The organism is Luteimonas aquatica (assembly GCF_022662575.1).
GTDB lineage: Bacteria > Pseudomonadota > Gammaproteobacteria > Xanthomonadales > Xanthomonadaceae > Luteimonas > Luteimonas aquatica.
Genome location: NZ_JALBFU010000006.1, coordinates 1 through 20890, shown reverse-complemented (window position 1 = coordinate 20890; position 20890 = coordinate 1). Strand labels below are relative to the sequence as shown.

Sequence of the window (20890 nt, the reverse complement as noted above, 5' to 3'; positions counted from 1 at the left end):
CTTGGCGGGCGCGGCGGATCGTCACTTGATCTCCGACGCCCAGTACGCTTCGACCTGCTGCACCAGCTCCGGCGGCAGCGGCACGTAGTCGAGCGACCTGGCCTGCTCCTGGCCCTGCTCGTAGGCCCACTTGAAGAAGGCCAGCGCCTGCTTCGAGCGCGCCGGATCCTTCGGCTGCTTGTGCATCAGGATGAAGTTGGTGGCGGTGATCGGCCAAGCCTCGGCGCCGGCGGCGTTGGTGATCACCAGGTTGAAGTCCTTGGCGTTCTTCCAGTCGGCCGAGGCCGCGGCGGCGGAGAAGGAGGCCGCGCTCGGCTGCACGAAGTTGCCGGCCGCGTTCTGCAGCGCCACGAAGGTCATCTTGTTCTGCAGCGCGTAGGCCAGCTCGACGTAGCCGACCGAGCCCTTGATCTGCTGCACGTAGGAGGCCACGCCCTCGTTGCCCTTGCCGCCCACGCCGCCCGGCCACTGCACCGAGGTGCCTTCGCCGACCTTGGTCTTCCAGTCCGGGCTGACCTTGGACAGGTAGTTGGTGAAGTTGAAGCTGGTGCCCGAGCCGTCGGAGCGGTGGACGATGTTGATCTTGGTCGCCGGCAGGGCCACGCCCGGATTGGCCGCGGCGATGGCCTTGTCGTTCCAGGTGGCGATCTTGCCCAGGAAGATGTCGGCGAGCAGCGCGCCGGTCAGGCGCAGCTTGCCGGCCTCGATGCCTTCCAGGTTCACCACCGGCACCACGCCGCCGATGGCGGAGGGGAACTGGCCCAGGCCCGCGGCTGCCAGCTCCTCGCTGGGCAGCGGCTTGTCGCTGGAGCCGAAGTCGACGGTGCCGGCCTTGATTTGCGCGATGCCGCCGCCGGAGCCGATCGACTGGTAATTGACCTTGTTGCTGGTGGTCTTGTGGTAGTCGGCCGACCACTTGGAGATCAGCGGGTAGATGAACGTCGCGCCGGCGCCGGTGATTTCGGCGGCGACCTTGTCGCCGGCCTGCGCGGCGTCCGCGGCGGGCGTGCCGCCGTTGGCGGCCGGGGCCTGATCGCCGGACGGCGCGCAGGCCGCGACGAAGAGCAGGGTGGACAGGGTCAGGGCGGTCAGGCGGACCGGGGCGAGATTCATGGCGGCTCCAAGGAGAAACCGGCGCGCGGCCGGCGGATGTCGCTATGAAATGATGTTTTTGTTACAGACAAATGACGAACGAGACGGCAGACACCCGGAGCGCTCGTGCGCGGCGCCAGATCGGCCGCAACGCGGCGCAGCCGCCGGGACGAGAACGCGGCACACTGCCTGGAACCCCGCCAGGACCGGCGGCGCCGGAGATCGCCATGCTCTTGTTCGAACCGCAGACCGTGCTGGCCTACCTCGTCTCGGCGGTCGCGCTGGTGCTGATGCCAGGCCCCGGGACCGCCTGGATCGCGGTGAACGCGGCCGCGGGCGGCATGCGCCGCGGGGTCCGGGCCGGCCTCGGGCTGGAGACGGCCACCTTGCTGCATGCCCTGGCGGCCGGGCTGGGCCTGTCGGCGCTGCTGGCCGCCTCGGCGCTGGCCTTCGAGACGATCAAGTACTGCGGCGCCGCCTACCTGATCTGGCTGGGGATCAAGGCCTGGCGCGGCGGCTCCGTCGCGCAGGACGCGGCGGGCGCGGCGCCGGCGCCGATGCGCGGGCTGTGGATGCGCTCGGTGATGACCGGCCTGCTCAATCCCAAGGTCGCGCTGTTCTTCGTGGCGTTCCTGCCGCAGTTCGTGCATCCCGAGCGCGGCATGGTCTGGCTGCAGTTCCTGGTGCTGGGCGCGCTGCTGGCGCTGGTCGGCTTCGCCAACGACGTGGCGCTGAGCTTCCTGGTCGGCCGTTTCGGCCGGCGCCTGCGCGGCGGCGGCCGGTGGCGGCATCGCCTGACCGGCACGGTGTTCGTCGCGCTGGGCCTGCGCCTGGCGGCCCAGCAGCGCGGCTGAGCGCCGGCGCCCGGGCAAAAAAAAGCGGGCCCGAAGGCCCGCAGGTCAGGAGAGGACCCAGTGGGAGAGAGAATCAATAAGCCATGTTCTGCGACCAGTAGGCGTCGATCTGCTGCACCAGGCTGTCGGGCAGCGGCACGTAGTCGAGGGCCTTGGCCTGGGCGTCGCCGCTGGCGTACACCCACTTGAAGAACTCCTTGGCGCTCTTGGCGCTCTGGGCGTTCTTCGGCTGCTTGTACATCAGGATGAAGTTGGTCGCGGTGATCGGCCAGGAGTTCTCGCCGGCGGCGTTGGTCATCACCAAGTAGAAGTCCTTGGCGTTGGCCCAGTCGGCGCCCGAGGCGGCGGCCTGGAAGGTGTCGTCGCGCGGCTGCACGAAGTTGCCGGCCGCGTTCTTCATGCGGGTGAAGGTCAGCTTGTTCTGCAGCGCGTAGGAGAACTCGACGTAGCCGATGCCGCCCTTGATCTGCTTCACGTAGGCGGCCACGCCCTCGTTGCCCTTGCCGCCGATGCCGATCGGCCACTTCACCGAGGTGCCTTCGCCGACCTTGGCCTTCCAGTCCGCGCTGACCTTGGAGAGGTAGTTGGTGAAGTTGAAGCTGGTGCCCGAACCGTCGGAGCGGTGCACGACGGTGATCTTGGCGTCGGGCAGCTTCACGCCGCCGTTGAGGGCGACGATGGCCGGATCGTTCCACTTGGTGATCTTGCCCAGGAAGATGTCGGCCAGGGTCTCGCCGTCGAGCTTCATCGCGCCCGACTCCACGCCGGCCACGTTGAGCACCGGCACCACGCCGCCGATCACCGAGGGGAACTGCGCCAGGCCGGACTTGGCGAGATCTTCCGGCTTCAGCGGGGCGTCGGAGGAGCCGAAGTCGACGGTGCCGGCCTTGATCTGCGCGATGCCGCCGCCGGAGCCGATCGACTGGTAGTTGACCTGCTTGCCGGTGGCCTTGGCGTAGTCGGACGACCACTTGCTCATGACCGGATAGATGAACGACGCGCCCGCGCCGGTCACGTCGGCGGCGGAGGCATTCGCGGTGAAGGCCGCCGCCAGCGCGAGCGTGGCGAGACGGACGTTGAGCTTGCTGAACATGGAGAGTCCCCCGAGGGAATGTGCTGTTAAAAAAGCGGGCGTCGCCCGGCTGTGCACATTCCATAACGATTTTGTGACAGCTTGATGGCAGCGCCGGTCGCTTGGCTGCAGGCGCGTCGCCGGCGGATTGTGTGACCCGGTTCGCCTCGGCCTAGGGTCGTCCCCAGCTGTGATGCGAAGGGGATGGGGGTTAGCGTGTCGCGGCATCCATTCCCTCAGGCTTCCCCCATGGCAAACGGCGAAATCTCCTACACGGGCCCGAAGTTCCGCGATTCGGCCCTGGTCACTCAAGACGAAGTGAAGTCGGGCGAGGTCAAGGCCCCCGACGGCACCACGCCGTACACCGTCAAGCACGGCGACAACCTGACCCAGATCGCCTCCCAGAACGGCTACGGCAATCCGCCGAACATGGAAGCCTTCTACAAGGACAACCCGCAGTACGCCGAGCGCAACCCGGACCTGATCTACCCGGGGGAAGTGGTGTTCGTGCGCGGCGCGGAAGGCTCGCCCGAGCGCACCGACGCCGCCGCCCGCGATCTGAGCGACACCAAGTCGCAATCGGCCAGCACCGACTCCCAGGTCACCGGCAAGGAGGCCGCCACGGCGGAGGCCGAAGCCGACCTGGACGCCGCCGTTCGCAAGGAGATCGCCGCTGGCGGCGATCCGAAAGCGATCAAGGAGCGCCTGAAGGAACAAAACCTGCCCAATGTCAGCGATGCCGACATCGACCGCATCGTGGACGCGGCTTCCAAGCCGGCGAGCGCTTCCAATCCCCTGGGCGGTTCGCGCGAAGGCGCGCCGCTGACGCCTGCTTCCGCCGCCAATACCGCCGCGAAGTCCTATGACCAGGCGCGGGACATGCACGTCAGCACCGACAGCCAGAGCACCGGCAAGCAGGAACGGCTGACCAAGGCGCAGGACGAGTTCAAGGCCGCGATCACCAAGGAGCTGGCGCAGGGCACCAGTCCCGACGAGATCAAGGCGCGCTATGGCAATGATGCCGATCTGAACAAGATGGTCGACCAGGTGCTGTCCACGGGGCAGGCCGCCCGCCAGGTGTCGGAGGCGCAGTCCAGGAGCGCCGGCACCGACAGTCAGGTCACCGCGAAGGAGAACGCCGTCGCCGGCGCCAAGACCGATCTGGAGAAGTCCGTTCGCGCCGAGCTGGCCAACGGCTCCAGCGCGGACGCGATCAAGGCGCGGCTGAAGGCCGACGAGAACGTGAAGCTGGACGACGCCACCATCGACAAGATCGTCGATGCCGCCGGCAAGCCGGCGAGCGCGACCAACCCGATCGGCGGCGAAGCCACGCAGAGCGCGCCGTTGTCCTCGGCCTACGACACCAATGCCGCCGCCAAGGGCGTCGCCGACGCGCATGGCAAGAGCGGCGATACCAAGACCGCCGACGAGGCCTTCGTGAAAGCGGCCAAGCAGGAGCTTGGCGAGGGGGTGAGCGTGCAGGAGCTGAAGGAGCGCTACGGCAACGACGCGACCTTGAACAAGCTCATCGACCAGGCCGCCGCGAAGTAGTCGCGCCGCGCGAACGAAAAAAGGGCACGGCCATGGCCGTGCCCTTTTCTTTTTGCGCTCTCCGGATGGTTACCAGAAGAACTGCAGGCGCGCCTCGGTGATGCCCGGATCGTCGCTGACGTCCTTGCGCTCGCTGTTGACCTTGACGTAGTTCAGCATGAACTTGAAGTTGGAGCGCCAGTACCAGTTCACGCCGGCGGTCCAGGTGTTCATCTTGCCGCCTTTGACGTCGCCGTCGTTCAGGTCCATGGTGTCGTAGCGCAGTCCGACCTGCCACATGCCGCTGGACGGCTCGTCCGGCAGCGGGGTGGTGGGCACGCCGCCCTTGTAGCCCCAGGTCTCGCCGGTGATGTTCCACAGGCCCTGCAGATAGCCGCCGGTGCTGGTGTAGTTGTCGTGGTCGTAGCGCTTGATGTCGCTGTTGTAGTACTCGCCCTGCAGCTTGAACGGGCCGTGCACCCACATGCCCTCGACGCTGGTGGTGGCGACGCGGTCGGTGTCGGTGAAGTTGCCGGTATCGACCAGGCGCTCGGTGGCCAGGTCGGCATTCGGGCGCGAGCGCACGCGGAAGGTGTCGGCGTCGGTGTCGTAGTTCACGTAGGCCAGGCCGAAGTGCAGGATGTTGCCGCTTTCGTTGATCGGCGCGAACGTGCCGCGCAGGCCGTAGCCGCTGCCGTGGGCGAGGTTGCGGGTCAGCTCGCGGCCGAAGGCGCTGGCGGTGATGCCCCAGTTGTCCTGGCTGTAGCCGTAGGCGGCGCCGAGGCGGCGCGCGACCGCGTAGGTGTTGGTGGCGTTGGCCTTGGCGATGAAGTCGTTGTTCTTGGTGCTGGACAGCTCTTCCAGGCTGTTGGGCTGCTTGAACTGGCCCACCTGGAAGAAGTTGTTGCCGTCGCCGCCGATCTTGTACTTGACGTTGACGTCCAGCCACTTGTCGGCCTTGGCGTCGTAGCCCACCACCCAGTCGAAGTTGTAGGGGCCCTTGCCCTTGAGGACGAGCTCGGCGCGGCGGAGTTCGAATTCGCTGTTCTTGCCGTTGCCGCCGGTGCCGTCGACGCTGCCCTTGTTGAGGTCGAGGACGTCGTTGCTGAACCAGTTCGCGTCGGCCTGGACCAGGCCTTCGAAACTGACTTCTGAACCGCCGATCTGGTCGATGACGATCTCGGCGTGGGCGGCCGGCGCGGCGACGGCGGCAAGCAAGGCAACCGCGAGGGTGGAGCGTGAGAGTTTCATGACAATGGCCCTGGGGCGTGGAGAGACGCCGCGCAGCGTAGGGCGTGAATATTTCGTTGCTGTGACAGGCCGGCGCGGGACAGCCGGAGGGCGGCGCCAGTCTTGCCGGGCGTTTTGTCGGTTCGATGACCGGGGTGTGACATTTGCGGGTCCTTCCGCGAGGACCCGGCCATCCCTGGCCGGACTTCTCGATAGGGCGCAGGGCGCGGCCTTATTGAGCCGGCGGGGCCGCGCCCGGGGTCTTGTCGGGGTAGCGGCACAGGTCGCGCAGGATGCAGCGGGGGCAGTCGGGCTTGCGGGCCTTGCAGACGTAGCGGCCGTGCAGGATCAGCCAGTGGTGGGCGTCCTGCCGGTATTCGGCCGGCACCACCTTCAGCAGTTTCTCCTCGACCGCGCGCACGTCCTTGCCCGGCGCCAGTCCGGTGCGGTTGGAGACGCGGAAGATGTGGGTGTCCACGGCGATGGTCGGCTCGCCGAACGCGGTGTTGAGCACCACGTTGGCGGTCTTGCGCCCGACGCCGGGCAGCGCCTCGAGCGCCTCGCGCGTGCGCGGCACCTGCCCGCCGTGCAGCTCGAGCAGCTGCCTCGACATCGCGATCACGTTGGCGGCCTTGGCGTTGTAGAGGCCGATGGTGGCGATGTAGCGCTTCAGGCCGTCCTCGCCCAGTTCGAGCATGGCCGCCGGCGTGTTCGCCACCGGGAACAGCCGGCGCGTGGCCTTGTTCACGCCGACGTCGGTGGCCTGCGCGGACAGGATCACCGCCACCAGCAGCTCGTAGGGCGTGGAATAGACCAGTTCGGTGGTCGGCTCGGGATTGAGCTCGGCCAGGCGCGCGAACAGCTCGCGCACTTCGGCCGGCGTCAGCGTCCTGCCGCGGCGTTTCGGCGCGGGCGCGCTCATGGCCTGCCCGCGGCCTTGGCCTTGGCGCGCGCCAGTGCGGCCGCGGCGGCCGAGGGCAGCGAGGAGCTGCGCGCCTGCGCGTCGATCGCCGGCGCGAGTTTCGCGGCGCGTTCGGCCTCGCGCCGCCGCAGGCGCGCCTCGCGGGCGCGATGGCGCTCGCGCGCCGCCCAGGCGCCGGACAGGCGCCGGCATTCCTCGACGATCCGCGCCGACTCCTGCGCGGCGCGCACGTCGGCCGCCTCGCAGGCGGGGCAGGGAACATGCCGCATCAGCCCGGCATCGAGGGCGGCGTCCACGGCGTCGGCCTCCAGCAGCGCCGCCAGCCGCGCGCGCAGCGCGGGGTCGCAGCCTGGCGCGTGCTCCGCCGGGACCGAGGTGGCCATCCTTGCGCCCTCAGCGTCCGTGGAACGCGGGCTTGCGCCGCTCCAGGAACGCGGCGGTGCCTTCGCGCATGTCCTGGGTGGAGAAGATCAGGCCGAACTGCGCGGTCTCGAACTCCAGGGCTTCCTCCAGTCCGATCTCGCTGCCGTGGACGATGCAGTCGAGGATCCCGCGCAGCGCTAGCGGCGCGGCCGCGGCCAGTTGCGCGGCCAGCTTCATGGTCTCGGCCTCGAGCTCGGCCGCCGGCAGCACGCGGTTGACGATGCCCAGCTGCTGCGCGCGCGCGGCGTCGATCGGCGCGCCGAGCAGGCACAGTTCGAGCGCGGCGGCGCGCCCGGCCAGGCGCGCCAGGCGCTGGGTGCCGCCGAAGCCCGGGATCAGGCCGAGGTTGATTTCCGGCTGGCCGACCTTGGCGCTGTCGGCGGCGATGCGCAGGTGGCAGCACATGGCCAGTTCCAGGCCGCCGCCCAGGGCGAAGCCGTTGATCATCGCGATCACCGGCTTGGGCATGCGCTCCACGCGTCGCATCATGCGCTGGCCGCGCTGGGAGAAATCGCGGCCCTGGACCGGCGTCAGGCCGGCCATCTCGGCGATATCGGCGCCGGCCACGAAGGCCTTGGGGCCGGCGCCGGTGAGCACCACCGCGCGCACGGCCTCGTCCGCGGCAGCGGCGTCGAAGGCGGCGTGCAGGGCGTCCAGGGTGGCCGCGTTCAACGCATTCAGCTTGTCGGGGCGGTTCACGGTGACCACGCGCACGGCGCCGTGGTCGTTGATCAGCAAAGGGGAATCGGGCATGGGGCGGTCTGTGGCATTGGCGTACGGGGCGCGCGAGGGCGCGTTCAGGGGACGAATTGTGCCTGCCTGCGGAACTTGTCGGGCCGGCATGGGTCGTAGGGGCGGTCGTCAGTGGCGATTCAGCCCGGCGGCAGGTATCCTAACCCGTCCGATTGGGGCGGTTTGACCGCCCCAATTGCTTGATGGCCCGACTGTTCGCCCCTCAGCAAGGCACGACGCTTGCGCGGGACTTTCCAACCAGGATGTTCGTCCCTGACCAAGAGCCCGCATATGCGGACTTTCCACCAAAAGCGGAGATTCACTGCATGAAGTTGCGTTTGCTTGCCGCCACCCTCGCGGCCTTGACCCTGACGGCCGGCGTTGCCTCGGCGCAGGACACCACCTCCGAGAAAGGCAAGCTGAGCTATGCGATCGGCTACGACATGGGCAACAACGTTGCCGAGCTGGTCGAGAACGGCGAGGCCGTCGACATCAACACCATCGTCAAGGCGCTGCAGGATGCCTATGCCAAGAAGCAGCCGGCGGTCCCCGTCGACCAGCTGCGCACCGTGGTGAAGAGCATGCAGGAGCGCCAGCTGGCCAAGGCCAAGGCGGCGTTCGAGAAGGCCTCGGCCGAGAACAAGAGCAAGAGCGACGCGTTCCTGGCCCAGAACAAGGCCAAGGCCGGCGTGAAGACGCTGCCCAGCGGCGTGCAGTACCGCGTGATCAAGGAAGGCTCCGGCGCGAAGGCGACCCAGGCCAGCGAAGTGCAGCTGCAGTACAAGGGCTCGCTCACCGACGGCCGCACCTTCGTCGATACCGCCAATCCGCCGCAGGGCCAGAAGGGCGGTCCGGTCTCGCTGAAGGTCAGCCAGATCCCGCTGACCGGCCTGCGCGAGGCGCTGACGCAGATGTCCGCGGGCGCGAACTGGGAAGTGGTGCTGCCTGCCACCCAGGCCTACGGCAATTCCCCGGAATCGCCGGTCGGCCCGAACCAGGCCGTGGTCTTCGACGTCACCGTGGTGAGCGTCAAGTAAGGGCGGTCCGGCCGCAAGGCCCGCATGCAACACCCACTGCGCCGGCTTCACAGCCGGCGCAGTCGTTTCCGGTCCCCGAAAAGCGCCGTGCGAAGGCCACGCCGGCGGCGCTCCGGAGGCTCTTTGACGCTGGCGGACGCCGCCGTTTAGGATGGACCCGCGGTTTCGCCGGGACGCAGCCCATGCGAGTCGGCTGGCAACGGAGGTGCCGCGAAGCTTGAAATCGATGTCCGGTGCGGCGGCGGTTTCGATACAGGGAAGCGACCGCCCCCGGGTTCCGTTCGACATTGAAGGGAGGAACCAGGCAATGCAAAGCAACCATCTCGTCTCGGGCTGGCTCAGCGGCGCGGATAGCGTCGACGGCTTCGAGAATCCGGCCGGGCCGCTGTACATCGAGGGGGAAGGCGCCCTCGACGAGGCCATGATGTTCCCGGAGACCCACTCCACGTCCGTATCGACCTGCCCGAACGGCCGCTGCTATTGCTGCATCTGAGGATGCCGCACGACCATCGGCGCGCGCCCGCTTCCGGGCGCGCGCCGTTTTTATTGGCCGGCTCCGTCTCCAGCCCTGACGCCAGGCAAGGAACGCGATGACCGACAGCCGCCACCAGGAGGGCTGCGGCCCGATCATCGACCACTTCACCGCCGGCGCGCGCCCGCTTCCGGGCGCGCGCCGTTTTTATTGGCCGGCTCCGTCTCCGGCCCTGACGCCAGGCAAGGAACGCGATGACCGACAGCCGCATCCAGGAGGGCTTCGGCCCGATCATCGACCACTTCACCGCCGACGCGCGCGCGCTGTTCGCGGCGCGGCTGGGGCAATGCGCCGCCGGCCTCGACGCCGGCGAGGCGGAACTGATCCGCCTCGCCGCCGGGCGCGCGCTGTACGCCAATGCGCGGCTGAAGCTCAACCGCGTGCTGCTGCTGGAAATGCACGGCGCCAAGCACGCCGGCGAACTCGACGCGCAGGACGAGGCGGGACGTTTCGCGCAGTTCGTCGAGCGGGCGATGCGCGAGGAGTTCGTCGAGCATCTGCAGCAACGCTATCCGACGCTGCTGCCGCGGCTGCGGCGCACGCTGGACCAGCAGCGCGCGGCGATCGAGGCGATGGTCGCGCGGCTGATCGCCGATCGCGACGACCTGGCCGGACTGCTCGGCCGCGCGCCCGGGCGCCTGACCGGCATTGCCCTCGACCAGGGCGACCTGCACGCGGGCGGACAGACCGTGGCGCGGCTGACGTTCGAGGTCGGGCAGGTCATGTACAAGCCGCGTTCGCTGCGCATCGACGCGGTGCTCGACGCCTTTCTCGCGCGGGTGTTCGCCGAGGACGAACGCCGCCACGCGGCCGACGATGCCCGGCGCATCCGCGTGCCCGCGGTGCTCGACCGCGGCCGTTACGGCTGGGCCGCGTTCGCCGCGCACCGCTACTGCGAGGGCGAGGACGAACTGCGCGGTTTCTACCGCGGCCTTGGCCACTGGCTGGCGGTGCTGCGCCTGCTCGGCGGCACCGACATCCATCTGGAAAACCTGATCGCCGTCGGGCCGGTGCCGGTCGCGGTCGACGTGGAGAGCCTGTTCGCGATCGCGCCGCCGCTGGCGCCGTCGAACTACGGCCTGGCCTACGACAGCGCGCAGGCCCTGATCCAAAGCTCGGTGCTGCGCACCGGCATCGTGCCGTTCCGCGCGCGCACGGTGGGCTTCGGCCGCGCCGACCTGTCCGCCGCCGGCGCGCTGCCGGGCGAGCAGCCGCAACTGCAGGTGCCGGTGATCGCAGACGACGGCACCACGGGTGCGCGCGTGGCGATGGTCGAGGCCGACATGGCGATCGCGCAGAACCATCCCAGCCCGAAACCGGAGGTCTCGCGCTACTGGGACGAGATCAGCGACGCCTTCCTCGAGGCGTCCGCGCGCCTGCGCCGGCTCGACGCGAGCGGCGAACTCGAGACGCTGCTGTCCGCCTTCGAAGGCTGCCAGGCGCGCGAGGTGCGCCGCGCGACGCAGATCTACGTCGAGATCGGCCGCATGCTCTGGCATCCGGCCTCCCTGCACGAGGAGGACAAGGCGATCGAGCGCGCGCGCAAGCTGCTCTCGCGCAATCCCGCGGGCGTGGCGCCGCCGCAGGAGGAGATCGACGGCGAGATCGAGGACCTGCGCTACGGCGACATCCCGGTGTTCGTCGCGCCATTGGCGGCCGGGCGCATCGCCGCCATCCTCGCCAACTGGCGCGCGATGCGGCTGGAACTGGAGGAGATGACCATCCGCAGTTCGCTGGTCGTCACCCAGCTCAACCATGGCGCCGACGGGCCGAGCGAACGCGACAGCCGCATCCACTTCGCGCGCGCGCCGCACCGGCAGCGGCTCGACGAGCGCCGGCGCCGGCTGGCGGCGGACACCGCCGAGCGCCTGCTGCGCCTGGCCGTGCGCGGCGCCGACGGCTCGGCGACCTGGATCACGCCGGAAAGCTTCGGCAGCAAGGGCTGGCACGTGCAGCCGCTGCGCGGCGACGTGTACTTCGGCCTTGGCGGCGTGGCCGTCGCGCTGGCCGGCTATCGCCATGAGGTCGAGCATGCACGCGCCGACGCCGTGCCGGGCATCGACGACGCGCTGGAAGGCGCGCTGATCGCCTTGCGGTCGGCGACCGAGGGCGAGACGCCGCCGACCGTCGGCGGCTTCACCGGCTACGGCGGCCGCATCTGGGCCTGGCTGGTGCTGCACGACCTGCTGCGGCGGCCGGAAGCGCTGGCGCAGGCCGTGGCCTGCGCGCAGGCGCTCGAGCGCGCGGGCTTCGAGGAGGATCGTCATTTCGACCTCACCGACGGCAGTTGCGGCGCGATCGTGCCCTTGCTCGGCCTGGCCGAGGCCACCGGCGATCCGCGCTGGCTGGCGCTGGCCGCGCGCGCCGGCCGGCATCTGGAGGCGGTGGCGCGCGTGGACGCGCGCGGCGCGCATTGGCCGACGCTGCAGCTGCCCGATCCGATCGGCGGTTTCGCGCACGGCGCCTACGGTATCGGCTGGGCCCTGGCACGGCTGGCGGACAGCGATGCCGGCGACGACGCGGCGCGCGAACGCTGGAGCGCGCTCGCCGGGGCTGCGTTCGCGTTCCAGGATTCGCTGTTCGACGCATCGGCGCACAACTGGCGCGATTTCCGCATGCAGGACACGGTGAATTTCCCCACCTGGTGCAACGGCGGCGTCGGCATCGGCCTGGCGGCGGTGGACCTGTACGCGCGCGACGGCGATGCGCGCCATCGGCGCGACCTGCGCCGCGCGGTGACGGCCTCGCGCGGACAGTGGGGGTTCACCCACACGCTGTGCCACGGCGACTTTTCCTTGTGGGAACTGCTGGTGCGCGCGGCGGCGGCCGATCCCGACGCGTCGGCCGTCGACCGCGAAGAGGCGACCAGCCAGGTCGTCTCGGCCATCGAGGAGCACGGCATCGTCGGCGGCATCACCCGCAAGGCCTTCACCCCGGGGCTGATGACCGGGCTGGCCGGCGCCGTCCACGGCCTCAACCGCATGCATCCCGATTGCGATCTGGCCTCGCCGCTGCTGCTCGAATGCAGGCGGCGGGCGCCTGTCTGAAGCGGGGCTGGACGGAACCGTTGCGGATCCGTCCCGGGTGCGGGCGCGTGCGGCCGCCCGCAATCGCGATCGGCCCCGGTTGTGCGCTACGCTGTGCGGCGTGATGTCCTCTTCGGCCGCTGTCCTCCCCGCCATTCCCACGCCCTGCATCGGCGTCTGCATGCTCGATGCCGACGGCCTCTGCCATGGCTGCTACCGCACCGGAGAGGAGATCGCCGGCTGGCTGCGGATGAGCGACGAACAGCGCCTGTATCTGATGCGCGAGGTCCTGCCGCAGCGCGCGCCGCGCAAGCCATGAGCGCGGCCGCCGATCCGGAGCGCGCCATCGTCGGCAACCACGGCTGGCCGCACATCGTCCGCGCCCTGCATGCGCTGGACGCGGTGCCGGTCGGCGCGGCGTGGAACCGCGACGAGATGGACGGCCTGGCGCTGCCCGAGCGCGACGCCGCCGACGCCGCCGTGCTGGTGGCGCTGATTCCGCGCGAGGGCGTGCTGCAGGTGCTGCTGACCCGGCGCACCGACGCGCTGCGCCACCATGCCGGCCAGGTCAGTTTTCCCGGCGGCCGCATCGAGCCGGGCGACGCCGACGCGGTCGCCGCCGCGCTGCGCGAGGCGCACGAGGAAGTTGGGCTCGCGCCGCGGCTGGCGCGGCCGCTGGGCTATCTCGACCTGTTCGACACCATCACCGGGTTCCGCGTGCTGCCGGTGGTGGCGCACGTGGATCCGGACTTCGTGGCGGTGCCCGATCCGGGCGAGGTCTCGGACGTGTTCGAGGTGCCGCTGGACTGGCTGATGACGCCGGAGAACCTCGAGCTGATCGAGGTGGAGTATCGCGGACGCGCCCGCCGCATCCCCGAATTCCGCCGTCCGCCCAGTGCGCCGACGCAACGCATCTGGGGCGTGACCGCGGCGATCCTCTACAACTTCCGCTTCCGGCTCGAGCAGGCGGGCCTGGAGCGGGCAGATTTCGAGCAGGCCGCTCTCGAACAAGCCGACATCGAACAGACCGATCTCGAGCAGGCTTCGCCCAGGCAGGCGGACGCATGAACTCCTGGACCACCCTGGTATCGCCCGAGGCGTTGGCCGAGGCGCTCGGCGACGACAGGCTCGTCGTCCTCGACGCCCGCTTCTCGCTGGCCGCGCCGGAAGCGGGCGAGGCCGCGTACCGGCGCTCGCACATTCCCGGCGCGCGCTACGCGCACCTGGATCGGGACCTGTCGGGGCCGCGCGCGGCCGCCGGCGCCGGCCGCCATCCCTGGCCGGACGAAGCGGACTTCATCGCCCGCCTGGACGCGTGGGGCGTGACGCCGGCGCACCAGGTGGTGGCCTACGACGACGGCGACGGCGCGCATGCGGCGCGCCTGTGGTTCCTGCTGCAGGCCCTCGGCCATGCGCGCGCGGCCGTGCTCGACGGCGGCTGGGCGCGCTGGAGCGCGCTCGGCTTGCCGGTGCAGCACGACGTGCCCGCGCCGGCGCCGAGCGCCTACGGCGCGGCCGGCTTCGACCGGCAGCGCCTGCTCGCCGCCGATCAGGTGCAGGCGCACCTGGCCGATGGCGGCCTGCTGATCGACGCGCGCGCCGCCGAACGTTTCCGCGGCGAGGTCGAGCCGATCGACCGCAAGGCCGGCCACGTGCCCGGCGCGGTGAACCGGCCCTACGCGCGCAATCTTGCCGAAGGCGGGGCGGGCGCGTTCAAGCCCGCGTCGCAACTGGCGGAGGAGTTCGCGCGCCTGCTCGACGGACGCGCGCCGCGGGAGGTGGCGGTGATGTGCGGTTCCGGCGTCACCGCCTGCCATCACCTGCTGGCGATGGCCCACGCCGGGCTGCAGGGCGCGAAGCTGTACACCGGATCGTGGAGCGGCTGGATCGAGGATCCGGCGCGCGCGATCGCCGTCGGCGAACGATAGGCCGCCGCGCTAGGACGAAGCCATCGCGCCCGCCGCGAAACGCGCCTGGAGCGGCGTGCAATAGGCCATCGCCAGGATCGCGCCCCAGGCCAGCGTGCTGGCTTCCCACAGCATGCCCTCGACAGGCGAAGTGAGCGACGGACCGGCGAACGCGGACAGAACCAGGCCGGCCAGCGTGATCGCCAGTGAGAGCGTGCGTCCCCAGCGCTTGAACAGGAACATGCCGACGATCCCGGCGAGCATGAGCCCTGCCAGGCCGATGACGAGCGCAAGCGTCAGCCAGAGGCCGACCTGCGGCGACTGTGCCGAGGCCGACAGGCCGTCGAGCCATCCCATGGGTTCCTGCGCATAGGCATCGGCGAGCGCCGGCGAATAACCGCCCGGCGCGAGGCCGGCCGCGACGGCGCCGGCGATGAGGGCAACGTGCAGGACCAGCAGCCAGCGGAATGCGTTGGCGGAAGCGAACGCGGACGCGGCGCCGGCATCGGATCGCGATGCCGGCGCGCGATCGGCAGCGTCTTCCGGCGCGGTCATTTCCCGAGCTTGGCCACCAGAGCGCGCAGTCCGGCCTGCGTGTCCGGATCGTTCCAGGCATCGATGAACATGTCGAGGTGGATGCGCTCGGGTTTGAGCGCGGCCACCAGGTCCGCGCGCGCGAAGGCGCGCGTCTGCAGCATCGGCGCGCGCGGCAGCTGCAGCAGCGCCTCCAGCCAGGCGCGTGCGCGCGGCGGAACCTGTTCCGGCTCGGCCAGCTCGTCGACCAGGCCCAGCGCGAGCGCGCGCTCGGAGGACACCATCTCGCCGGCGACCAGCAGTCGCTCGGCGCGATAGGCGCCGACCACGCGGCGCATCAGCTGCTGGATGCCTTCCGGCGCCGCCAGCCCGACGCGGGTCTCGTTCAGGCCGATCTGGAACGGACCGTGCGCCATCACGCGATAGTCGCAGCACAGCGCCAGCACGCAGCCGCCGGCCGGCGCGTGTCCGGCGATGGCGGCAACCACCGGGATCGGGCATTCGCTGAGCGCGCGGGCGGCGACGAAAAAGCTTTCCCAGGCCGCCTTGAGCGCGGCGCGATCGTCCAGGCTCAGCAGATAGGGCACGTCGAGACCGGCCGAGAACACTTTCGGGCCGCCGGCCAGCACCAGTCCGCCGACGCCGTCGCTCACCGCCTGCGCCACCGCCGCGCCGAGGGCCTCGCACAGCGCCGGATTCAGGGCGTTGACCGGCGGGCGCGCCAGGCGCAGCTCGCGGATGGGGCCATGGTCGGTGGCCTGGATCAGGGACGTGTCGGTCGGTGCGCTCATGCGGGGTCCGGTTTGCGTAGCGATGGCGGTATCATAGGCGCATGAAGACGCTCCGCCATCCGTGGCTTGCCGGACTCGCGTTCTGCCTGTTGTCGGCGGGCGCGTTCGCCCCTGCGTTTGCGCGCGACTGCCAGCCGCAACTGCGCGAGGGCTGGGTCCGCCTGGGACCGGCCGGCATGCCGATGATGGCCGGCTTCGGCCGCATCGAGAACCGCTGCAAGGCGCCGGTCACCATCACCGGCGCCAGCAGCCCCGCCTTCGGCAGCGTCGAGCTGCACGAGACGCGCCTGGTCGACGGCGTGAACCGCATGCGCGCGGTTCCCGAACTGCGCATCGCGCCCGATGACGCGGCGGTGCTCAAGCCGGGCGGCCTGCACCTGATGCTGATGAGGCCGCATGCGCCGCTGCAGGCCGGCAGCAAGGTGGTGGTGCAGTTCGAACTGGCCGGCGGCGGCACGCTGTTGGGCGAGTTCGAGGTGCGCAAGCCCAACGCGCTCTGACCGCGCGGCTGATATGAAACCGCCGCGGGCCTAGAGCGTAGCGGCGTTGCGCACCGGTTCGGGCAGCGGCGTCGGGCGTCCGCTGCGGCGGTCGATCCAGACCATCACCACGTGGCCGTCGGCGTAGACCGTGGCGCCGTCCTCGCTGACGATGGCGTGGCCGATGGTCAGGCTGCTGTTGCCCACGCGCTCGGCATACAGTTCCACCGCGACGCTGGCCGGGTAGGGGATCGGCACGCGGTAGTTCATCTGCACCGCGGCCAGCAACGGCGCGGTCTCGTCCACCGACCAGGTGTCGTAGAACGAATCGAACCAGCGGATCCGCGCCTCTTCCAGGTACGTCATGAAATTGGAGTTGTTGACGTGGTTGAAGGCGTCGAGGTCGCGCCAGCGCAGCTCGATCGGCAGGCGGAACAGCATCTTGCGGTTGTCCAGGCTCATGGCGTCCGTGGCGGTGTGCCGCCATTCCTGGAAAGCAGGAATGGCGTGATGGGAATGGTGGCGGGGAAAGGGCCGGTCACGCCGCCGATTTTCGGCGTGACGGTTTCTTCTCGCTCTCGACGTTGAGCATCCTGGCGAGGAACTGCCCTGTGTACGAGCACGGCTCGCGCGCCAGGTCCTCGGGCGTGCCCTGGGCGAGGATCTGCCCGCCGCGATGGCCGCCCTCGGGGCCGAGGTCGATCACCCAGTCGGCGGTCTTGATCACGTCGAGGTTGTGCTCGATCACCACGATGGTGTTGCCGTCGTCGCGCAGCTTGTGCAGCACGCTGAGCAGGTGCTCGATGTCGTGGAAGTGCAGGCCGGTGGTGGGCTCGTCGAGGATGTACAGGGTGCGCCCGGTGTCGCGGCGCGAGAGTTCCTTCGACAGCTTCACGCGCTGCGCCTCGCCGCCGGAGAGCGTGGTCGCCGGCTGGCCGAGCTTGATGTAGGCCAGGCCCACGTCCATCAGCGTCTCCAGCTTGCGCGCCAGCGCCGGCACCGGCTCGAACAGCTTCAGCGCGTCCTCGACCGTCATCTCCAGCACGTCGTGGATGCTGTGGCCCTTGTAGAGGATCTCCAGCGTCTCGCGGTTGTAGCGCTTGCCGTGGCAGACGTCGCAGGGCACGTACACGTCGGGGAGGAAGTGCATCTCCACCTTGATCAGGCCGTCGCCCTGGCAGGCCTCGCAGCGGCCGCCGCGCACGTTGAAGCTGAAGCGTCCCGGCGAGTAGCCGCGCGCGCGCGACTCGGGTACCTGCGCGAACAGCTCGCGCAGCGGCGTGAACAGCCCGGTGTAGGTGGCCGGGTTGCTGCGCGGGGTGCGGCCGATCGGCGACTGGTCGATGTCGACCACCTTGTCGAACAGGTCCAGGCCCTTCACGTCGCGATACGGCGCCGGCTTGTGCGAGGCGCCGTTGATCTCGTTGGCGGCCAGCGCGAACAGGGTGTCGTTGATCAGCGTCGACTTGCCCGAGCCCGAGACGCCGGTGATCGCGGTGAACAGGCCGGCGGAAACGGTCAGGTCGACGTTCTTGAGGTTGTTGCCCGAGGCGCCGAGCAGCTTGAGCTGCATCTTCGGCTGCGGCTTGTGGCGCAGCGCCGGCACCTCGATGCGGCGCTTGCCGCTCAGGTACTGCCCGGTGAGCGAGCGCGGCGCCTTCAGCACCTGCTCGAAGCTGCCCTGGGCGACGATCTCGCCGCCGTGCACGCCGGCTCCGGGGCCGATGTCGACGATGTGGTCGGCCAGGCGGATCGCGTCCTCGTCGTGCTCGACCACGATCACGGTGTTGCCGAGGTCGCGCAGCCGCGTGAGCGTGCCGAGCAGGCGCTCGTTGTCGCGCTGGTGCAGGCCGATGGACGGCTCGTCGAGCACGTACATCACCCCGACCAGGCCGGCGCCGATCTGCGAGGCCAGGCGGATGCGCTGCGCCTCGCCGCCGGACAGGGTGTCGGCCTTGCGCTCCAGGGTAAGGTAGTCCAGGCCGACGTCGACCAGGAAGCTCAGGCGCTCGCGGATTTCCTTGACGATCTTGGCGGCGATCTCGCCGCGCCATCCCGGCAGCTTGAGTTCGCCGAAGAAGGACAGCGCCTCGTCGATCGGCATCACCACGATGGCGGGCAGCGGGTGCTCGGCGACGAATACGTTGCGCGCGGCGCGGTTCAGGCGCGCGCCGCCGCAGTCGGGGCAGGGACGTTCGCTGATGTACTTGGCCAGCTCCTCGCGCACCGCGCTCGATTCGGTCTCGCGGTAGCGCCGCTCCAGGTTCGGCACGATGCCCTCGAACTTGTGCTTGCGCTGGATGCGCGTGCCCGAGTCGGTGAGGTAGCTGAAGGAGATCACGTCCTTGCCGCTGCCGAACAGCACCGCCTGGCGCGAGTCCTCCGGCAGTTCCTGCCAGGGCGTGTCGACGCTGAACCCGTAGTGCTTGGCCAGCGACTGGATCAGCTGGAAATAGTAGGCGTTGCGTCGGTCCCAGCCGCGTACCGCGCCGGCGGCCAGCGACAGTTCCGGATGCACCACCACGCGCGCCGGATCGAAGAACTGGCTCACGCCCAGGCCGTCGCAGGTCGGGCAGGCGCCGACCGGCGAGTTGAAGGAGAACAGGCGCGGCTCCAGCTCCGGCAGCGAGTAGTCGCAGACCGGGCAGCTGTACTTGGAGGAGAACAGCAGCGGCTCAGCCTTCTCGTCGTCGAGCGACTGCACGGCAGCCATGCCGTCGCCGAGCTTGAGCGCGGTCTCGAAGGATTCGGCCAGGCGCTGCTTGATGTCCTCGCGCACCTTGAAGCGGTCGATCACCGCCTCGATGGTGTGCTTCTGGCGCAGCGCCAGCGGCGGCACCGCGTCGATCTCGTGCAGCTGGCCGTCCACGCGCACGCGCACGTAGCCCTGGGCGCGCAGCTGTTCGAACACCTGGGCATGCTCGCCCTTGCGCTCGCGGATCACCGGCGCCAGCAGCATGTAGCGCTTGTCCCGGCCTTCCTCGGTCGCGCCCAGCCCGAGCACCTGGTCGACCATCTGGCTGACCGTCTGCGCCTCCAGCGGATAGCCGTGGTCGGGACAGCGCGGCAGGCCGACGCGCGCGTAGAGCAGGCGCAGGTAGTCGTAGATCTCGGTGATCGTGCCGACGGTGGAGCGCGGATTGTGCGAGGTCGACTTCTGCTCGATCGAGATCGCCGGGGACAGGCCCTCGATGTGGTCGACGTCGGGCTTCTCCATCACGCTCAGGAACTGGCGCGCGTAGGCCGACAGCGATTCGACGTAGCGACGCTGGCCCTCGGCGTAGATGGTGTCGAAGGCCAGCGAGGACTTGCCCGAGCCGGACAGGCCGGTGATCACGATCAGTTGATCGCGCGGCAGGTCGAGATCGAGGTTCTTCAGATTGTGGGTACGGGCTCCGCGGATGCGGATGGTGTCCATCGCCATTGAGCGGCCTAGAGAAGTGGGGTCGGCCGGGAACGGCCGGAGGGGAGCGAGGGCTGCGCGAAAAACAACGGATTAGCGTAGCGAGGCAACGATTTGGGGGCAAATCACCGGAAAGCCAGTACCGCGCCACGCCGCTTCCGAGATTGCGGGCCGGTACGGGACTGCCGGCGGGACCCGCGCGCGGGTGCGTCCACTGTGCGGCGCGGCCGTCTCACCGGCTGCGACGCTGAACGCAACAGGGGCGCCGCAGCGCCCCTGTCCCGATCCGCCCGTGGCGTGCTCAGGGCTGCACGGTGAACTCGATGCGGCGGTTCTGCGCGCGGCCGGCCTCGCTGCCGTTGTCGGCGACGGGCTTGTCCTGGCCGTAGCCCTTCGCGCGCAGCGTGTCGCCGGCCACGCCGTTCTTCTCCAGGCGCGCCTTGACCGCGTCCGCGCGCGCCTGCGACAGCGTCTGGTTGGCGCCGGCGTTGCCGGTGTTGTCGGTATGGCCGCCGACCTCGATCCGGGTGCCGGCCGGCGCGTTCTTGATCGCCTCGGCCGCCTTGGCGAGGATCTCGTCGCTGTCCCTGGAGATGTTGGCGCTGCCTGTGTCGAAGTGAACGATCATCAGGTTCAGCGCCTTCACCAGGTCGTCGGCGCTGTAGCCGCCGCCGGCGGTGAGCTTGCCCAGGGCTTCCTTGGCCGCCTCGGCCGAGCGTTCCACGGCCGCGCCCACGCCCTGCGCCTCGCCAGCCTGGAACAGTCCGCCGAAGCTGAAGCCGCCGAAGGCCGCCTTCAGCTTGTCGAGCAGGCCGCTGCGGTCGGCGTCGGGGATCTGGCCGCTCAGGTCGATCTTGTTGCCCTCGAAGGTGAGGGTGGCGCCGTCGGCGGTGAACTGCGGCAGGAAGCCGGCCAGCGCCGGCAGCCAGCCCGGCGTGCGGGCGTTGGCGTCGACCTGGAGGCTGCCCGAGACGTTGCCGGCGCCGAAGGCCCGGGTCAGCGCGTCGACGATGGCGGTCTTGCTGGCTTCGCTGTCGACCACGCCCTCGTAGGTCACCTTGCCGCCGGCCCGGCTCAGTGCCAAGCGCGAATCGAACTGCGTGGCCGGCGCCGGCGCGGGTTCGGCCGGGGCGGGGGCGGTGGTGGGCGCGCCCGCCGCCGGGGCGGCCGCCTCGCGCGACTGGCAGCCGCGCAGCAGGAAGAAGCCGAGGATCACGATCGCCGCGAGCAGCAGCCAGGGCCACCAGCGGCCGGAGGCCGCGCGCGCGCCGTCGCCGGCCCGGTCCAGCCCGGCGCCGACGGCATCGCCCGCCTGGCGCGCGCCGC

General features: G+C 70.1%; 17 protein-coding genes and 2 pseudogenes. 8 read left to right on the top strand and 11 right to left on the bottom strand.

The genetic code is table 11. From position 1 onward, the window contains the following. Nucleotides 1-21: 21 nt before the first annotated feature. Nucleotides 22-1113, bottom strand: coding sequence for a phosphate ABC transporter substrate-binding protein PstS (gene pstS / locus MD221_RS12560; protein WP_242112136.1), 1092 nt, complete (start codon nt 1111-1113; stop codon nt 22-24). A gap of 206 nt (nt 1114-1319) precedes the next feature. Between pstS (MD221_RS12560) and MD221_RS12555 the strand changes: the two genes are divergently transcribed. Continuing rightward, nucleotides 1320-1946 (top strand): LysE family translocator, encoded by a 627-nt coding sequence (locus MD221_RS12555; protein ID WP_242112135.1) that lies wholly within the window; start codon nt 1320-1322, stop codon nt 1944-1946. Nucleotides 1947-2019: 73 nt separating this feature from the next. On the opposite strand, the gene pstS (MD221_RS12550) is transcribed toward MD221_RS12555, so the two are convergent. Further along, nucleotides 2020-3039 carry a phosphate ABC transporter substrate-binding protein PstS gene (pstS, locus tag MD221_RS12550; RefSeq protein ID WP_242112134.1) on the bottom strand — a complete coding sequence of 340 codons (1020 nt, stop codon included), beginning with the start codon at nt 3037-3039 and terminating at the stop codon, nt 2020-2022. 228 nt (nt 3040-3267) lie between these two features. Between pstS (MD221_RS12550) and MD221_RS12545 the strand changes: the two genes are divergently transcribed. Beyond that, nucleotides 3268-4569 carry a LysM peptidoglycan-binding domain-containing protein gene (locus MD221_RS12545; RefSeq protein ID WP_242112133.1) on the top strand — a complete coding sequence of 434 codons (1302 nt, stop codon included), beginning with the start codon at nt 3268-3270 and terminating at the stop codon, nt 4567-4569. Nucleotides 4570-4638: 69 nt separating this feature from the next. Here the strand turns inward: MD221_RS12545 and MD221_RS12540 are convergent, their stop codons facing one another. From MD221_RS12540 to MD221_RS12525, 4 genes are all read right to left on the bottom strand, one after another. Then, the gene (locus MD221_RS12540; protein WP_242112132.1) at nt 4639-5799 is read right to left on the bottom strand and encodes an OprO/OprP family phosphate-selective porin; all 1161 of its coding nucleotides are present in this window, start codon (nt 5797-5799) and stop codon (nt 4639-4641) included. 211 nt (nt 5800-6010) lie between these two features. Next, a complete protein-coding gene (gene nth, locus MD221_RS12535) occupies nt 6011-6700 on the bottom strand; it encodes an endonuclease III (RefSeq protein WP_242112131.1) in 690 nt (229 codons plus the stop codon). Continuing rightward, nucleotides 6697-7083 (bottom strand): hypothetical protein, encoded by a 387-nt coding sequence (locus tag MD221_RS12530; protein WP_242112130.1) that lies wholly within the window; start codon nt 7081-7083, stop codon nt 6697-6699. Before MD221_RS12530 ends, nth begins: the two co-directional genes overlap by 4 nt. Before the next feature lie 10 nt (nt 7084-7093). After that, entirely contained in the window at nt 7094-7876 is a 783-nt protein-coding gene (locus MD221_RS12525) for an enoyl-CoA hydratase-related protein (RefSeq protein WP_242112129.1), read from the bottom strand. A gap of 305 nt (nt 7877-8181) precedes the next feature. Here MD221_RS12525 and MD221_RS12520 point away from each other — a divergent pair, with 305 nt between their 5' ends. From MD221_RS12520 to MD221_RS12500, 5 genes and pseudogenes are all read left to right on the top strand, one after another. Further along, nucleotides 8182-8892 (top strand): FKBP-type peptidyl-prolyl cis-trans isomerase N-terminal domain-containing protein, encoded by a 711-nt coding sequence (locus MD221_RS12520; RefSeq protein WP_242112128.1) that lies wholly within the window; start codon nt 8182-8184, stop codon nt 8890-8892. A 307-nt stretch (nt 8893-9199) separates the two neighbouring features. Beyond that, the gene (locus MD221_RS12515) at nt 9200-9385 is read left to right on the top strand and encodes a DUF6229 family protein (RefSeq protein WP_242112127.1); all 186 of its coding nucleotides are present in this window, start codon (nt 9200-9202) and stop codon (nt 9383-9385) included. Nucleotides 9386-9618: 233 nt separating this feature from the next. Beyond that, nucleotides 9619-12471, top strand: a complete 2853-nt coding sequence (locus MD221_RS12510) for a type 2 lanthipeptide synthetase LanM family protein (protein WP_242112126.1) — start codon at nt 9619-9621, stop codon at nt 12469-12471. Nucleotides 12472-12574: 103 nt separating this feature from the next. Beyond that, nucleotides 12575-13422, top strand: a pseudogene (locus MD221_RS12505) (NUDIX hydrolase); the annotation flags it as partial. A 92-nt stretch (nt 13423-13514) separates the two neighbouring features. Continuing rightward, entirely contained in the window at nt 13515-14378 is an 864-nt protein-coding gene (locus tag MD221_RS12500; RefSeq protein ID WP_242112125.1) for a sulfurtransferase, read from the top strand. 9 nt (nt 14379-14387) lie between these two features. On the opposite strand, the gene MD221_RS12495 is transcribed toward MD221_RS12500, so the two are convergent. After that, complete coding sequence (locus tag MD221_RS12495) at nt 14388-14912, bottom strand: hypothetical protein (protein WP_242112124.1); 525 nt, start codon at nt 14910-14912, stop codon at nt 14388-14390. Continuing rightward, the gene (locus MD221_RS12490) at nt 14909-15682 is read right to left on the bottom strand and encodes an enoyl-CoA hydratase/isomerase family protein (protein ID WP_242112123.1); all 774 of its coding nucleotides are present in this window, start codon (nt 15680-15682) and stop codon (nt 14909-14911) included. Before MD221_RS12490 ends, MD221_RS12495 begins: the two co-directional genes overlap by 4 nt. A 41-nt stretch (nt 15683-15723) precedes the next feature. Between MD221_RS12490 and MD221_RS12485 the strand changes: the two genes are divergently transcribed. Further along, a complete protein-coding gene (locus tag MD221_RS12485; protein ID WP_242112122.1) occupies nt 15724-16182 on the top strand; it encodes a copper chaperone PCu(A)C in 459 nt (152 codons plus the stop codon). A gap of 30 nt (nt 16183-16212) precedes the next feature. Here the strand turns inward: MD221_RS12485 and MD221_RS12480 are convergent, their stop codons facing one another. The 3 genes and pseudogenes from MD221_RS12480 to MD221_RS12470 form a co-directional block, all read right to left on the bottom strand. Beyond that, entirely contained in the window at nt 16213-16623 is a 411-nt protein-coding gene (locus MD221_RS12480) for an acyl-CoA thioesterase (protein WP_242112121.1), read from the bottom strand. 124 nt (nt 16624-16747) lie between these two features. Continuing rightward, a pseudogene (gene uvrA, locus MD221_RS12475) lies at nt 16748-19585 on the bottom strand (excinuclease ABC subunit UvrA); the annotation flags it as partial. A 280-nt stretch (nt 19586-19865) separates the two neighbouring features. After that, on the bottom strand, nt 19866-20890 hold a 1025-nt coding region (locus MD221_RS12470), incomplete at its 5' end, for an OmpA family protein (protein WP_242112119.1).